At 65.1% G+C, this 16,443-nt stretch carries 11 protein-coding genes; 3 read left to right on the top strand and 8 right to left on the bottom strand.

Annotated features, from left to right (window positions below; genetic code table 11):
* Positions 1-33 precede the first annotated feature (33 nt).
* Complete coding sequence (locus Q8O96_RS30395) at positions 34-1,524, top strand: aldehyde dehydrogenase (RefSeq protein ID WP_305950032.1); 1,491 nt, start codon at positions 34-36, stop codon at positions 1,522-1,524.
* A gap of 192 nt (positions 1,525-1,716) precedes the next feature.
* Positions 1,717-3,600 carry an amidohydrolase gene (locus Q8O96_RS30400; RefSeq protein ID WP_102861793.1) on the top strand — a complete coding sequence of 628 codons (1,884 nt, stop codon included), beginning with the start codon at positions 1,717-1,719 and terminating at the stop codon, positions 3,598-3,600.
* 51 nt (positions 3,601-3,651) lie between these two features.
* On the opposite strand, the gene Q8O96_RS30405 is transcribed toward Q8O96_RS30400, so the two are convergent.
* From Q8O96_RS30405 to Q8O96_RS30435, 7 genes are all read right to left on the bottom strand, one after another.
* Complete coding sequence (locus tag Q8O96_RS30405) at positions 3,652-4,971, bottom strand: NAD(P)/FAD-dependent oxidoreductase (RefSeq protein WP_305950033.1); 1,320 nt, start codon at positions 4,969-4,971, stop codon at positions 3,652-3,654.
* Positions 4,965-5,639, bottom strand: a complete 675-nt coding sequence (locus tag Q8O96_RS30410) for a S8 family serine peptidase (protein ID WP_305950034.1) — start codon at positions 5,637-5,639, stop codon at positions 4,965-4,967. The genes Q8O96_RS30405 and Q8O96_RS30410 overlap by 7 nt, the downstream gene beginning before the upstream one ends.
* A complete protein-coding gene (locus Q8O96_RS30415) occupies positions 5,629-7,347 on the bottom strand; it encodes an ABC transporter ATP-binding protein (protein ID WP_305950035.1) in 1,719 nt (572 codons plus the stop codon). Before Q8O96_RS30415 ends, Q8O96_RS30410 begins: the two co-directional genes overlap by 11 nt.
* A complete protein-coding gene (locus Q8O96_RS30420; RefSeq protein WP_305950036.1) occupies positions 7,347-9,251 on the bottom strand; it encodes a sigma-54-dependent Fis family transcriptional regulator in 1,905 nt (634 codons plus the stop codon). The genes Q8O96_RS30415 and Q8O96_RS30420 overlap by 1 nt, the downstream gene beginning before the upstream one ends.
* A gap of 314 nt (positions 9,252-9,565) precedes the next feature.
* Positions 9,566-10,591 (bottom strand): histone deacetylase family protein, encoded by a 1,026-nt coding sequence (locus Q8O96_RS30425; protein WP_305950037.1) that lies wholly within the window; start codon positions 10,589-10,591, stop codon positions 9,566-9,568.
* Between the two features lie 10 nt (positions 10,592-10,601).
* Positions 10,602-11,831 (bottom strand): Zn-dependent hydrolase, encoded by a 1,230-nt coding sequence (locus tag Q8O96_RS30430; protein WP_305950038.1) that lies wholly within the window; start codon positions 11,829-11,831, stop codon positions 10,602-10,604.
* 19 nt (positions 11,832-11,850) lie between these two features.
* Positions 11,851-13,164 (bottom strand): MFS transporter, encoded by a 1,314-nt coding sequence (locus tag Q8O96_RS30435; protein ID WP_102861800.1) that lies wholly within the window; start codon positions 13,162-13,164, stop codon positions 11,851-11,853.
* A gap of 176 nt (positions 13,165-13,340) precedes the next feature.
* Between Q8O96_RS30435 and Q8O96_RS30440 the strand changes: the two genes are divergently transcribed.
* Positions 13,341-14,276 (top strand): LysR family transcriptional regulator, encoded by a 936-nt coding sequence (locus Q8O96_RS30440; protein WP_305950039.1) that lies wholly within the window; start codon positions 13,341-13,343, stop codon positions 14,274-14,276.
* Between the two features lie 57 nt (positions 14,277-14,333).
* Here Q8O96_RS30440 and mrdA read toward each other — a convergent pair whose 3' ends face one another.
* Positions 14,334-16,226, bottom strand: coding sequence for a penicillin-binding protein 2 (mrdA, locus tag Q8O96_RS30445; protein WP_305950040.1), 1,893 nt, complete (start codon positions 16,224-16,226; stop codon positions 14,334-14,336).
* Positions 16,227-16,443 lie beyond the last annotated feature (217 nt).

The following is a 16,443-nucleotide window of genomic DNA, read 5'->3' on the forward strand; positions in this document are numbered from 1 at the left end:
GACCCTGCCTCACCTACAACAAGAGGCTTCGCCATGGCTATTGCCCCACTGCTCGCCGCTACCACGGCGTTTATCCAGCGCGCCCCGCGCATGTTGATCGGCGCCCACTGGGTCGAGGCCGCCGATGGCCAGACCATGCCCCTGCGCAACCCCGCCACCGGCGAACAGCTGTGCCTGGTGCCCCGGGCCACGGTGGACGATGTCGACCGCGCAGTGCTGGCAGCGCGCCAGGCTTTCGACGACTCGCCCTGGACCCGCACCCGTCCCCGGGAGCGGCAGAACCTGCTGTGGAAACTCGCCGACCTGATGCAGCGCGACGCCGAACTGCTGGCCCAGCTGGAATGCCTGAACAATGGCAAGAGCGCCGCTGTGGCCCAGGCCATGGACGTGCAATTGTCCATCGACTTCTTGCGCTACATGGCCGGCTGGGCGACCAAGATCGAAGGCACAAGCGTCGAGGTCTCGCTGCCGCTGATGCCCGACGATCAGTTCCACAGTTTCATCCGTCGCGAAGCGGTGGGCGTGGTCGGCGCCATCGTCGCCTGGAACTTCCCCCTGCTGCTGGCCTGCTGGAAACTCGGCCCGGCCCTGGCCACCGGTTGCACCCTGGTGCTCAAGCCGGCGGATGAAACCCCGCTCAGTGCGTTGAAACTGGCAGAACTGGTGCAGGAAGCCGGCTACCCCGACGGCGTGTTCAACGTGGTCACCGGCACCGGCATCACCGCCGGCAGCGCCCTGACCCACAACCCTCTGGTGGACAAACTGACCTTCACCGGCTCCACCGCCGTGGGTAAGGAAATCGGCAAGATCGCCATGGACTCCATGACCCGGGTCACCCTGGAGCTGGGGGGCAAATCGCCGACCATCGTCATGGCCGACGCCGACCTGGGCAGTGCCGCCGCCGGGGCCGCCAGCGCGATCTTCTTCAACCAGGGCCAAGTGTGCTGCGCCGGCTCGCGGCTGTATGTGCAGCGCAAGCACTTCGACAACGTGGTGGCCGACATTGCCGGCATCGCCAATGCCATGAAGCTGGGCAACGGCCTGGACGCCAGCGTCGAGATGGGCCCGCTGATTTCCGCGCGCCAGCAGGAACGGGTCTATCGCTACATCGAGATGGGCCGGGACAGCGGCGCCACCATTGCCTGTGGCGGCGAGCAGTTCGGTCCGGGGTATTTCGTCAAGCCGACGGTGATCGTCGATGTCGACCAGAAGCACTCGCTGGTCCAGGAAGAAATCTTCGGCCCGGTGCTGGTGGCGATTCCCTTCGACGACGAGGCCGACGCCCTGCGCCTGGCCAACGACAGCCCCTATGGCCTGGGCGCAAGCATCTGGTCCAACGATCTGGCAGCGGTGCACCGGATGATTCCGAAGATCAAGTCCGGCTCGGTGTGGGTCAATTGCCACAGCGCCCTGGACCCGGCACTGCCGTTCGGCGGCTACAAGATGTCCGGGCTCGGCCGGGAAATGGGCCACGCGGCCATCGAGCACTACACCGAACTGAAATCGGTGCTGATCAAGCTCTGATCCGTGGCTGGCACAGCCTCCCCCCTCCGGACGTTCAGCGTCCTCGCCAGGGGCGCCCGATTTTTTTCGGCGCCCCCCGGCCTTCACTCAAAGCGCTGCTACGCTCAGCCCGGGCCCGCTCGACAGCTGGTACAAGGAGCCCGGCCCCTCTTCCTGTACCCCTCATACCATCGCACCGCCGAGGAACGCATCATGGGATCGAATGGAAATGATCACGACCACATCCAGTGTGGATGCCACAACCCGATCTGGGAGGCCTTGAAGCACAGCCTGAACCCCGCCGGCCATCTGACGGGCCAGCCTGCCAACGCCCATGGCCCGGGCCTTGAAACGGGTGGCGAATCCATCGTCTTCACCCATGGCCACATCTATCCGCTACGCAACGGCAACATGGACGAGCGGGTCGAGGCACTGGGCATCCACGCCGGCGATGTGGTCGCCTCAGGCACCCTGGCCGACGTCGAATCCCGCCTGCGAGCCCTGGGCATCGCCTACAGGGTCCAGTCGCTGGAAGGCAGGACCCTGCTTCCGGGCCTGGTCGAGCCCCACGCGCACATCGTGCAGAGCTGCGCCATGGAAGACTGGATACCGGTGGGCGCGTTCGATCAAGAGCGACAACGCCTGCGAGAAACCTACGATTGGAACTGGTTGGTCGAGACCCTGCGCAGTGCCCCGGTCAAAGACCCTTCGTCATGGATTCTCGGGCGCATGGTCGATCCGGCCTTGATGCCGTTCAAGAAGGTGGAAGGTGGCCTGAACCAACTCATAACCCTGGGCTGTGGCTTCGATGAAGAGATCGGTAACCTGGACAGCATCGACGCCGAGCGCCCGATCCTGCTGATCAGTGCGTCGATGCACACCGCCTACATGAACAGTGCGGCGAGCGAAGCGGTCTTTCGCAAGACCGGCGTCAAAGCCAACAAAGGCCTGTTGCAGGAGCGTGAAATCCTGCACGCCATTCGCTCCATTCCGGTCCAGCAGCAGTTGCAGATGCTGAAGATCTTCAAGCACCTCGAAGACTACTTCAACACCGCCACGCAACGCGGAATCACCCTGCTGTACGACGCCATGATGGACCCCATCTCAAGACTGGTGCTAGACGCCTACTTCCTGACTCATCCCAGGAATCTGCGGATCGGTTACGCCGCCGCCTGCGACGGCTCCGCCAAAAGCCTGCAAAGCCTGCCACCCTATCGACCCGCCACCCGCGAAGAAGCCAAACGCATCTACCAGGGCTCGGTGAAGCTGGTATCAGACGGCTCCAACCAGGGCCTGACCGGCTACCAGAGCGTGGACTATTGCTGTGAAACCACCCCCCGCCGGGGCAATTTCAATGTCTGCGACGAGCAGCAGCCAGACCCGCAAACCCTCCCCGTGGCCTACCAGACCCTGGTCAGCAAAGCGGTCGAGACCGGCTGGCCCCTGATGATTCATGCCAACGGCGACCGAGCCATCGACTTCACCCTGCAAGCCTACGCAGGGGCCTTCAAGGACGGTAACGGCCTGGAAAAGCGCCATCGCATCGAACACTGCTCGCTGCTGAACGCGGACAGTCTTGAGCGCATGAACCAGCTGGGGCTGTCACCGAGCTTCCTGATCGGGCATGTCGGTTACTGGGGCTACTCCTTCCAACAGGCGATTTTCGAGCAGCGGGCCGAGACCATGCTCGACCTGTGCAAATCGGCCCTCAAGCACAATCTGCGCATTTCCCTGCACAGCGACTGCACGGTCACCCCACTGGGCCCCCTGCGCTCCATGGAGCAGGCCGTGACCCGCAAGATGGAGGGCATCCGTAGCACACAATCGCCGTATCCGGTCCTGCAGAACCCTGAAGACTACCCGGTGCTCAACGCTGGCGAATGCCTGTCTCGCCAAGAGGCGCTGAAAGCCATCACCTACGATGCCGCCTGGCAATGCCACGCCGAGCGCTGGATGGGGTCGTTGCAGGACAACAACTTCGCCGACCTGGTGATTCTCGAACAGGACCCGCTCGACGAAAACATTCCGGCTACCGGCATCAGGGACATCCAGGTCTACCAGACCTGGAAAGGCGGCCAGCGGGTGTACCAACGCTAGCTGAACCTACCGGGCAGTGAACCTGAGCCCGCTCGCTTGTGCACGGCGGGTTCAGGGTCGATAACCCTGGGCCAGCAACCAGCCCCGCACCACCCGCCCCTGCTCCGGGCTCAGGTCCGCCAGGGCCTGGTTCGGGGGCTGGTGCTGCAAGCGGCGCAACAACGGCGCCAGCTCCACACCCTGCACATGCCAGATACCCAGGGGCTGGTCCGGGGTGATCACCACTTCGGCTTCATCCACCAGGCCATCGCGCAGGACCGGGGCGTGCTCGATACGCAGGGCGGCAAAGTCCACGGCCGCGTGCGCCGGCTGCTGGTCCGGCCAGTGCCGACGGGCCTGCCAGAACGGTTGCTCGGGCCAGCGCTGCTCGTCGGCGTAGAAATCCCGGCCAATACGCGCAAAGCGCAGGAACAGCTGCTCCACCCGTTGCTGATGAAAGCGCCCGGCCAGGGCTCTGCGCTCCGGCCGTTGCAACAGGGTGTTGATCACCGCCGGTGCCTGCAGGGCCGAGGACAGGGACTGGAAGATGCCATTGCCAGACAGCGGGTCCACCGCCATGGCCGCATCCCCGACCCGCAACCAGTTAGCGCCGCACACCTGGGGGCAGAGAATGGCCGTGCTGCTACGGGCGTGCAGCTGCAGATCATGTTCGACACCACCGGCAAAAAAATCCGCGACCAGGGCAGACGCCTGACGGCGCTGACGGCAGTACTCCAGCAACTGCGCCTTGCCCGGCAGTGCAGCGCTGGCCACATCCAGGGTCAGTTGCCAATAGCACTGGCCGTCGCTGCGCCGGGCCATCCAGGCCCAGCCGTCCTCCAGGCTGTGCACGGCACTGGCGGCAGTGCCAGACGGCCCTTGCCAGCGGTTGAGCAGGCTGAGGGTTTCCGGGCCTCGCCGGCCGTTTCCGACGCCGTGCTGCAGGGCCTTGTCCAGCGCAGGCGCCTGACGCCCGCGGGCTTCGACCAGGAACTCGCCGAGCAGCTCCTCGTGCCCCTGCACCTGCACCCGGTGCCCGAGCGCCGTGGACTGCACCCTAAGTACACGGCCCTGGATCAGCGTCACCCCGGCCTGATGCAGGGCATCGCGCAGGCCACGGTCGAACGTCGGGCGATCCAGCAGGTATTCGATGTTCTGTGCATGCTGCGCGCCGTTCCACGCCACTTGCCGCTGGGAAGGATGCAGGGCCTGGGCCAGTGCCGACTCCAGACCGGCGCCGCGCAAGGCTTCCAGCACCCGCAGCGAGACCCCTTCCAGCGCCGCAAAACGCCGCCAGTCGCTGATCAGGGTCACCGAGTAACCGAGGCGCCGCAGCCCCAGGGCCACCGCCGCGCCGGCCGGCCCCGCCCCCAGGATCAGGATCGTTAGCATGGCACGCTCCGGCGCTCGGGCCCCTGGTAGGCGGCCTGCTCCTGCAGCCACTGGCGCACCTGCAGATTGCTCGCGCCGGGCTGGGTCTTGAGGTAGGCACCGATATGCCCGCTCAAGGCGGCACAGCCCAGGCTGGCGCCGGACGGCCCCGGGCGGCCGGCGCGCACGCAGGCGGCGAAATCGGCCTGGGCCGTGTTCAGCCAGGACCATTGCTGCGCACTGCAACGCGCATCGCCGGTAACCCGCAACACGCCGGGATAGCGGGCCGGGAATACCGGCTCGCCCTGGGCCGGGCTGGACGCGCAGAGCAGCACGCCGCGTGCCACGGCCTCGGCGCAGGCGGCGCGCAGTGAATCGCGATCCTGGCGCAGCCCGAGGCTGAGGTTGATCAGGCGTACATCCTGTTCCAGCAGCCAATACAGGGCGGCACTGACTTGCGCGGCACTGGTGACTCCGCGCTGATCGAACACCTGGGCCAGATACAGCTGGGCATCGGGCGCGCGCTGCCCGATGGCCTCGATGATCGCGCTGCCATGACCGAGGGCGTCCTGCTGCAACTCGCCCTCGCCCATGCCTTCGCCCAGCAGAAAGAAACGCCGACCGGCCGCCACCCGTTGATGAGGGGCATGGCCGCTGTCGATCACGCCGATGCGCAGCTCAGGCTTCATGGGCCACCACCACGCTGTGCAATACACCGTCGAGCAACTCGAAACGCAGGTCGGCGTCAGCCAGGGTCGAAGGCCGGTGGCTGATGAGGATGCGCGTGCGCCCGGCGAACAGGCGGTCGATGGCGTCGATCACCTCGCGCTCGGTGGCCTCGTCCACCGCCGAAGTGGCTTCGTCCAGCACCAGGATCATCGGGTCCTGGAGCAATGCACGGGCGATGGCGATGCGTTGTTTCTGCCCGCCGGACAGCTGCTGGCCACGCTCGCCCAGAGGGCTGTCCAGGCCCTCGGGCAGGGACTCGATCAGCCCCTGCAGTTGCGCCAGCCGCGCCACTTCGGCCACGGCCTCGCGGCTGGCAGCGGGCACGCTGTAGGCCAGGTTGTCCGCCAGGCTGCCGCGAAACAGCACGATGTCCTGGCTGACCACCGCCACCTGACGGCGCAGTTGCGCCAGGTCCAGTTGACGCAGGTCGATGCCCCCCAGCAGCACCTGCCCGGACTGGGGGTCGTGATGGCGCTGCAAGAGGTCGATCAGGGTGCTTTTACCGGCCCCCGAAGTGCCGCTCAGGGCGACCTTGAGGCCATAGGGAATCCGCGCTTCGATGCCCTTGAGGGTCGAGCCGCGCCCCGGATGACTGAAGTGCACATCCTTGAAGTGCAGCTCGCCGTTGTCCGGCACCGGCAAGGGCGCTACGGGGGCGCTGATGTCCGGCTCCTCACCGCGCAGCTCCATGACCCGGCCCAGGCTCACGGTCATGCGCTGGATCGCCACATACAGTCCCAGCAGGCTCTGCACCGGTCCCACCGCCATGCCCAGGTAGGTGGAGAAGGCAATCAGCGCCCCCAGTTGCCAGGTGCCCTGCACCACCCAGTAACCGCCAATCAGGAAGGCGCAGGCCCGGGACAATGAGGTCAGGGTGCCGGGCACCGCCTGGGTGAAGAACTCGGTGACCTGCAGCTTGAGCAACTGGCTCATGTAGCCCTGGCCGAGGCGGTCCAGGCGCTGAGCCTCCCGTTGCTGCTGGCCGGCGCTCTGGATGAACTTCATCACCGGCAGGGTTTCCACCATGAACGAAGACATGTCCGCGGAACGCTCGCGCAACTGGCGCACATCGCGCTCCACCTTGCGCCGCATCCAGCGCAGCCAGAGCACGTCCAGGGGAATCAACACCAGGGCCAGCAGCGAGAGTTGCCAGGACAGGGTCAGGAGCATGGCCAGGGCGACGACAAGACCGATCACGCTGGACACTGCGGAAAACAATGAGTCGACGGCAAAGCGCTGGATCTCCGCCACATCGCCGTCCAGGCGCGACATCAGGTCGCCGATTCGCCGCTGCCCGTAGAAGCTCGGCGACAGTCGTTGCAGATGGCGGTAGAGGTCGTCGCGCAGGGCGAACAGGATGCGTCCGGACAGGCGCGTATGCAGGTAGCGATTGACCCCGGACAACAGCGTGCCCAGCAGACCGGCAAGGATCATCAAGCCGGCGATCAGCACCAGTTTGGAGAAGTCCCGGGCCAGCAGGCCGTCGTCGATCAGCAGCTTGGTCAGCCAGGGTTGCACCAGCACCAGCAACGAGGCGCACACCGACAGCCCCAGCAGGCCACCGATGGCCAGCCGATGGGGCCGCACGAAACTGTAGAGCCAGCCTAAGGCGTCACTCAGGGCCTGGGGATCGCGGCTGTCCACCAGCCGGGTGATCAGGCGCCGCATCAGGCGCGCAACTGCTTGAGCTTGCGGTACAGGGTCGCGCGGCTGATGCCCAGGGCGTCCGCAGCCGCCGAGACATTGCCCTGATGGTTGTCCAGGGCACTGCGGATCAGCTCCAGCTCGTTCTCGCGGATGCTCCCGGTCTGCGGCCGCTCGCTGGCCTGCAGATCGTCGAGCATGCTGTCGGGCAGATGTTCCAGGCCGATGTGGCACTCGCCTTCTTCGCGCAGGGCCAGGGCGGTGCGCAGGACCATCTCCAGCTGGCGGATATTGCCCGGCCAGTGGTAGTCCGTCAGCAGCCGGCGCAGTTCGTCGCTGAGGCTCACGTCGGCGCCGCCGAGCCTGGCCAGCAGGCTGTCCACCAGCGGCTGCAGGTCTTCGCGTTCACGCAGGGCCGGCAGCAGCACGCTGATGCCGTTGACCCGGTAGAACAGGTCTTGGCGAAAGGCCTGGTCCTGCACTTGCTGCTTGAGGTCGCGGTGGGTGGCGCAGATCAGGGCAATGTCGATGTCCTGCTCCTCGCCGGCTCCCAGGGGCGCTACCTTGCGGTCTTGCAGCACTCGCAGCAGGCGGGCTTGCAGGGCCAGGGGCATGTCGCCGATCTCATCGAGGAACAAGGTGCCACCGTGGGCCTGTTGCAGGCGTCCGATCATGCCGCCGCGGCGCGAGCCGGTGAAGGCGCCTTCGCGGTAGCCGAACAGCTCCGACTCGATCAGGCCTTCGGGAATCGCCGCGCAGTTGACCGCGACAAAGGGTTTCTCGGCACGACTGCCCGCACGATGCAGGGCCCGGGCCAGGACCTCCTTGCCGGTGCCGGTCTCTCCCAGCAACAGCACTGGCAAGCCGTTGGCCAGGCCCTGGCGGGCCATGCGCAGGGTGCGGGCGTAGCGGCTGTTGCCCCCGGCCAGGGCTTCCAGGTCCTGGGGCATGGGCGTGGCTTTCGGTGTGCTGCGGGGCGTGCGGTGCAGGTTCAGCGATGGCTGCGGTGCCCGCAGGGCCTTGTAGAACAGCTCGCCCTTGGCGGTCTGCAGGTTGCCCACGGCGCCTTGCTGCAGGCGGGCCAGCAGTTGCAGGCCGTCGAGCCCGAGGAACTCTTCGCAACGCCGTCCCACCAGGGCCGCGCGCGGGGCGTTGAGCAACTGGCAGGCCTGGCCGCTGACCGCAAGAATCTGCCCGCCCAGGCTCAGGGCCAGCAGGCCTTGCCAGGGCGATTCGAGGTATTGCCGACGACTGTGGAAGGCCAGGACGATCTGCTCCGGGTAGGACGCGTGGAACACTCGCGCCTCGATCTGGCTGACCGCCATGGACAACAGCGCGGTGCTGTCCTGGACGCGGCCCAGGGGGCCTTCGCGGGTCAGGTCAAGAACGCCGAGCATCTCGCCCTGGGGGCATTGGATGGGCACCGATGTGCAGGAGAAATGGCTGAGGCGATCCAGGTAGTGTTCGCCGCAATCGATCAGGGTCGGCCGGGCTTCCACCAGGGCCGTGCCCAGGGCGTTGGTGCCACGGGTGGCCTCGCTCCAGCAGGCGCCGAGGGTGATGTCCTGCACCCCGCTGTCCTTGAGCCGGTCGGCACGGCCCTCGATGGCCAGGATGGTGGCGTCGGCATTGGCGAGGATGATCAGGCCGTCCTGGCCCTGATGCTGGGTCAGGTAGTCGATGGCCGGGGTTGCCGCGTCCAGCAACAGGCGATTGCTGGCCAGCAGCACCTCAAGGCTGGCGCCAGATTCCAGGGTCAGTTGATGCTGACTGCCAAAGTGCACGCCATGGCTGAGGCTGCGCCGCCATGAGGCATCGATTTCCGCACGCAGGACCCCGTCGGGGATCTCGCCTTCCAGGTGCAGCCGCTCCCGGGCCAGCCGGGCTTCGTGTTGCTGCTCACCCTTTGTTGTTTTTATAAGAGTCATCAAGCGCTCCGAATCGGTCCGCCCGCTATACCCGCTCCACTCCCTTGGATTGCGCGAGGCACGCAAGCCGTGGTCAATGTCTACACCGGGTTCAGAGGGCAGTAAAGGGGCTTTGCCCGGATCATCGGGCAGCCCTGCATTGCTTACCCTGTCATTCGAGATCAAGCAAAACCTGCGCCAGTGGGACGGGCGCCCGAGCATCTTGACGTTAACGTAAAGCAAATGGCAAGTACCCTACGCCTCCTGCCAGCCCCTGCTGCAGGAGCTGGCTTGCCGGCGAAAAGGCCTTCGGGCGAAACGCCGTCCGGCCGGTCCTAAAGGGACCAGGCGGCGCTGTCGGCAAAGAAGGCGCGGGCGTTGTCTTCCAGGCTGTCAAGGTGGTAACCCCCCTCCTGGACAATCAGGCACGGTAGGCCAAGGCTGCGGATGCGCTGGCCAAGGATGGCGAAGCCGTCTCGGGTCACCGCGACCTTGCTTTGCGGATCGAGCTCGTAGATGTCGAACCCCAAAGACAGCACCAGCACCTCGGCGCCGAATGCCCTCACCGCGGCCAGGGCCTGTTCCAGGCGGGCGAGAAAGTCCGCTTCGCTGGCGCCATGGGCCATCGGCAGGTTGAGGTTATAGCCCTCCCCCGCGCCGCTGCCGCGCTCTTCGGCAAAACCGCTGACCCCGGGGTAAAAGTTGGTGGGGTCACCATGCACCGACACGTAAAGCACGTCGTCCCGCTCGTAGAAGATTTCCTGAATGCCCTGGCCGTGATGCATATCGGTATCCAGCACCGCGACCCGGGCGAATTTTTCCCGCAGAACCTGAGCGGCGATCGCCGCGTTGTTCAAGTAGCAGAAACCACCCGCGGCTTCGGCCCGGGCGTGGTGGCCCGGCGGGCGGCACAAGGCATAGGCAGCAGCTTCGCCATCCAGCAGGGCACGGGCCCCGGCGATGGCGCTCTGCGCCGACCAGTAGGCCGAGCGCCAAGTCTGTTCGCCCACCGGACAACTGCCGTCGGCCAGATAGCAAGCGGCCTGGGCGAGGACCCCGCGCAGGGCATTGGGCTCACGCACGAAGATGTTGGACATGACTTCGTCACCCCAGTCCTCGGGAATTTCATTCCAGTGCGGGTAAGCCTCCTCCAGGAATTTCAGGTACGGCGCACTGTGCACCGCCAGCAACGGCTGCAGACCGGCGTCCTCGGGTTGGCACACCGCAAAGCTCAGGGAATGCGCCGCCTGCACCAGGCGCTGGGCGCGCTCGGGGACTTCCTGAGGCGTGCGCAGCTGGCCCCGGGAGTAATAGCTGCGGGGATGGTGAAGCAATTGTTCAGGGTGGAAAAAACTGCGCATCAAGGTCTCCTCAGGCCACCCGGCCGACACGGGCCAGCACGGCATTAAGCAATACATCGGCGCCCTGGCACACGTCCTCGGGCAACACGTCTTCGGCTTCGTTATGACTCAAGCCACCGACACAGGGAATGAACACCATGGCGGTGGGGCAATAGCGCGCCAGCAAGATGGCGTCGTGGCCCGCGCCACTGACGATGGACTGATGAGGATAGCCCAGCCCGTCCACCGCCTGCTGCACCGCCGCCACGCACTCGGCATCAAAGGGCGTGGCCGGGCTGAGCCAACGGCGGTCGATGCGGACCTTGAGCCCGCGCTGCCGGGCAATGCGCTCCAGGCGTTCCTCAACCTGCTGCTCCATGGCGGTGATCTGTTGATCATGGTGGTGGCGCAGGTCGACGGTGAAGGTCAGCAACCCGGGAATGGTATTGCGCGATGACTTGGCAACGCTCAGCTCACCGACAGTGGTCAGGCCTTGCGGGGCAAAATCCGCTGCCACCTGCTCCACGGCGAGGATCATCTGCGCGGCGCCATACAGAGCATCCTTGCGCAGTGACATCGGCGTGGTGCCGGCGTGGGCGGCCCTGCCTTCAACCTGAACGTCGAGCCAGCGGATCGCCTGACCGCCACTGACCACGCCGATGCTCTTGGCGTTGTCTTCAAGGATCGGGCCCTGCTCGATATGGGCTTCGAAATAGGCATCCACGGCCCCGCCCAAAGGCCGATTGCCGGCGTAACCGGTGCGCTGCAGGGCCTGGGCAACGCTGATGCCATCGGCGTCGCGTACCGCCAGGGCGGCGTCCAGGGACATGGCCCCGGTGAACACCGCCGAGCCGAACATCGCCGGGGTGAAACGCGCGCCTTCCTCGTTGGTCCACACCGCCAGCTCCAGAGGCTTGCGCGTCTGGACTCCGAGATCATTGAGCGTGCGCAGCACTTCCAAGCCGGCCAGCACACCGTAGACACCGTCGAAACGCCCGCCCTCGGGCTGGGTGTCGAGGTGGCTGCCCATCATCACTGGGGCTGCGTGCGGGTCACTGCCGGGCCGCCGGGCAAACAGGTTGCCGATGGGGTCGACGCTCAGGGTCATGCCGGCTTCTGTACACCAGTGAGCGAAGAGCTCGCGCCCGGCCCGGTCCTCATCGCTCAGGGCCAGGCGGCAGCTGCCGCCGCGAGCGGTGGCGCCGATTTCGGCCATGGCCATCAGGCTCGCCCAGAGGCGTTGGCCATTGATTTTCAACATCGATCGTGTCTCCGGACAATCAAGCGTGGGACGCCATTTCCAGGCGATGGGCGTGGGCGTGACGGCGCGACAGGGCCAGCACGCAGATCAGCGAAACGGCAGCGATCAGGCTGTAGAACAGCGCCATCGGCCACCATTGGCCGATGAACCTGTGGGCCAGCCAGGTGCCGATCAGCGGGGTCAGGCCACCGGCCAGGGCACCGCAGACTTGATAGGCCAGGGAGATCGCGGTGTAGCGCACCCGCGTCTCGAACATGCCGCTGACGTAACCGGCGATCACCGCGTAGAAGGAGGCCATGCACACCACTGCCAGGGCGATGCCGAGGATCATCAGCGGCGCCTGGCCGGAACTCACCAGGACGAACATCGGATAGGGCGAGGCCATGGCCAGTACTGACACCAGGCATAGAAAGCGCGTGGCGCCGATTTTCTCGGCGGTCCAGGCCGCCAGGGGCTGGATGCAGAACTGGATGATCGCCACCACGAACAGGCATTCGAGAATCAGCGAACGGGGAATCTCCAGTTGCTGGGTGGTGTAGGCAATCATGAAGGTGTTGGTGAAATACACCCCGGCGATCCCCAGGGTATTGGCGCCGATGCACAGCAGCAGTGGACGCCAGGCCGTGCGCAGCACTTGCATCACAGGTGCCTGTTCGTTGCGCAGCGATTTGGCCGCCTGCTCGCGGCTGGCGAGAAACTCCGGCGACTCGTTGACCCCCAGGCGAATCGCCAGGCCTACCAGCAGCAACAACGCGCTGGCGAGGAACGGCAGGCGCCAGCCCCAGCTCATCAACGCGTCCTCGGGCAGGCGGGTCACGGCGCTGAAGGCCAGTAACGAGAGGATCAAACCCGCTGGGCTGCCCAATTGCGCGAAGGAGGCGAAGAAGTTGCGCCGGCCCTTGGGCGCATGTTCGCCGGCCATCAGCACCGCCCCACCCCACTCGCCTCCCACGGCAATGCCCTGGACGATGCGCAGCAGGATCAGCAGCACCGGGGCCAGGGCGCCGATCTGTGCATAAGTCGGCAACAGGCCGATGCACACCGTGACCACGCCCATCATCAGCAAGGTGATGACCAGGGATTTCTTGCGGCCGATACGGTCGCCGATATGGCCGAAGATGATGCCCCCCAGGGGCCGGGCGAAGAAGCCCACGGCGAAGGTTCCGAAGGCGGCCATGGTGCTGAACAGTTTGTCGTCGGAGGGGAAGAACAAGGCTCCGAACACCAGCGCCGCAGCGGTGGCGTAGATGTAGAAGTCGTACCACTCGATCATGGTGCCGATAAAGGCGGCGGCCGCGGCCCGACGTGGCTGCGGCGAAGCGGAAGGCTTCATGGTTGGCTCCTTTGGTTATTTTTGTGGCAGGAGAAAGGGTCAAGCGCAGGGGCTTCTGTGGGCGTCCGTCTGGGGGGATTTATCCGTTTCGCCGGATAATTAGTCAATTTTCTATTGGTTATCTCGATTATTATCCTTACTTATTATTCGCCTAGATCCCGATCCAGAGCCCTGCCATGTCCGACCGCGATGCCCGACGCCTGCTCAATGACCGCCTCGACTGGAACCTGCTGCGCACCTTCCGGGTGATCGGCCAGGAACTGAGCATCAGTCGCGCAGCGGCGCGCCTGCACCTGACCCAACCGGCAGTGAGCCAAGCCCTCAAGCGCCTGGAAGAACAGCTGGGACGACAGTTGATCGCCCGGCGCGGGCCGCGTTTTGCCCTGACTGAAGTGGGCGAACAGATCTTTGCCCTGGCCGGGGAAATCTACGGCCAGATGTCCCAGGTCAGCAGCGTGCTGGAGCAACCCGCCGACGAGGTGATCGGCAAGGTGCGGCTGTTGATCATCAGCCGGATCCTCAATGAGCGTTTCGATAACTTTCTGGCCGACTTCCATCGCCAGCATCCGCGCGTCGACCTGGAGGTGGAGGTGATGCGCAGTTCGGACATCGTCAGCGCCCTGCAAGAGAAGACCGCGACCCTGGGCCTGAGCCTTAATCGGCGGCCACAGCCACGCCTGGAACAACGGCTGTTCCTGCGGCAGCGCTACGCATTTTTTTGCGGCAAGCATCACCCGTTGTTCGGGCGCCAGGACGTGGCCGAGGGCGATCTGCAGCGAGAGAACTTCGTCAGTTTTACCAGCGACCAGATCGGCGGCATGCTCTCGCCGCTGACCATCTTCCGTGACCAGCAAGGCTTCAGCGGGCGCATCGTCGCGTCGTCGCCGAGCCTGGAGGAGGTACGGCGCCTGGTGATCGCCGGGTTTGGCATCGGCTGCCTGCCTGAGCACGTGGTGGCGGCCGATGTCGACGCCAGGCTGCTGTGGCGTCTGCCGCCCCACGACGGCATCGCCGATGTCGACATCCATCTGCTGTGGAACCGTGAACAACGCATGAGCCGTGCCGAGGTGCTGTTCCTGGAGCTGCTGCAGGAACGCCTCACCGCTCAGTGAGGCAAGGGACGCTCGGGCGGACTCACAAGATGCCGGGCAGCCCGGTGTTGCAATGAGTCAGACGTGGGGATCGCCAGGGGCCTTGGCGGGTGTAGCGTATTGCGGCTTGAGGTGGCCGTTCTGGTCCAGCAGCCAGGCGTCCATGATCTGTCGCACCACGGGCCCGGCGACCCGGCCGCCGGCCTCACCGTTCTCGATCATGACCGCAATCACGATCTGTGGGTGCTCGGCGGGGGCGAAGCCGACGAACAGGGCGTTGTCGCGGTTGCGCTCGCGGGTCTTGAGGCGGTCATAGCGTTCGCCTTGCTTGATCGCCACCACCTGGGCGGTGCCGCTCTTGCCGGCGATGCGGTACTGCGCACCGGCGGCGGCAGCACGGGCGATGCCCCGCGGGTCGTGCATCACCATCTGCATACCGTGGTTGACCTGATCCCAGTCGTGGGGGTTCTTCAGCAGGATGTTGGGCATCGGGTGCTCATCCAACGGAGCCACGCCATCGATGGTCTTGGCCAGGTGCGGGCGGTTCCACACGCCCTTGTTGGCGATCAGCGCTGTGGCCTGGGCCAGTTGCAGCGGCGTGACCTGCATGTAGCCCTGACCAATGCCGAGGATCACGGTTTCCCCCGGGAACCAGGGCTGGCGGCGGGTGGCGCGCTTCCAGTCTTGGGATGGCATTAACCCGGGGGATTCCTCGAACATGTCCAGGGAGACTTTCTGACCCAGACCGAACATCGCCATGTAGTCGTGCAGGCGGTCGATGCCGAGCTTGTGGGCCAGATCGTAGAAGTAGGTGTCGTTGGAGCGCATGATCGCTGCGTCCATATCCACCCAACCATCGCCGCTGTGGTTCCAGTTGCGGTATTTGTGATCGAAGTCCGGCAATTGGTAGTAACCGGGATCGAAGACTCGGGTCGAGGCGGTCACCACGCCGGTGTCGAGGCCGGCAATCGCCACTTCTGGCTTGATGGTGGAACCCGGTGCGTAGAGGCCGCGCAGCACCCGGTTGAACAGCGGGCGGTCGATGGAGTCGTGCAGTGCCGCGTATTGCTTGAAGCTGATGCCGGTGACGAACAGGTTTGGGTCAAAGCTTGGCTTGCTGACCATGGCCAGTACTTCGCCCGTGGCGGGGTCGAGGGCCACCACTGAGCCGCGACGGTCCCCCAGGGCCTCTTCGGCAGCTTCCTGGAGCTTGATATCCAGGCTCAGGACGATGTTCTTCCCGGGGATAGGATCGGTGTGTTTGAGCACGCGCATGACCCGCCCCTGGGCGTTGGTCTCCACCTCTTCATAGCCGACGTGACCGTGCAACTCGGACTCATAGAACTTCTCTACGCCCGTCTTGCCAATGGACTGAGTGCCACGGTATTCCACCGAGTCCAGGGTCTTGGCTTCTTTCTCGTTGATCCGTCCAACGTAGCCGATGGAGTGGGCAAAGTGGGCGCCCATGGGGTAATGGCGGACGAACTGGGCTTGCACATCCAGTCCTGGCAGGCGGTACTCGTTGACCGCAAGGACGGCGATCTGCTCTTCGGTGAGCTCGTAGAACAGGGTCACGGGGACGAAGGGGTGGCGGGCCTGCTTCATTTCCTTGTCGAACAGGGTTCGATCCTCTGGCGGCAGGTGCAGCAGGTCGATCACCGTGTCCAACTCGCCTTTGAGATCAGTGGTGCGTTCGCGGGTGATGGTCAGGTTGAAGCTGGGGCGGTTGTCCGCCAGGACCACGCCATTGCGGTCATAGATCAGCCCGCGGGTCGGGGTGATCGGCAGCACGTGGACACGGTTGTTTTCCGAGACGGTGGAGTGATAGCCGAACTCCACCACCTGCAGGAAGTACATGCGCCCTACCAAGGCGCAAGTAATGGCCACCACCAACATAGCGCAGGCGAGCAGGCGCTTGTTGACCAGGCGGTTCTCTTTTTCGTGGTCCTTGATCGGAATCGCTTCGGGCATTGCTACAACTTCTCGTTGAATAGAGGTCGACGCTGATCCGTGCGGGTGAACTCAAGTCCTTAAAAAGAGCTGCACCATAGCAAAAACCACTCACTGTTTTTGAGGGGATTTCCATCACGAGTGATCAATGGTGCTGGCCTTCACTGCGGTTGTGGAGCTATGCGTGGGCAATGTCCTTTCTGGTCGCTGTAGGACTTGGCTTTTTCTCCGCGCAAAA

Source organism: Pseudomonas sp. LPH60 (assembly GCF_030718165.1).
Taxonomy (GTDB): Bacteria; Pseudomonadota; Gammaproteobacteria; order Pseudomonadales; family Pseudomonadaceae; genus Aquipseudomonas; species Aquipseudomonas danubii.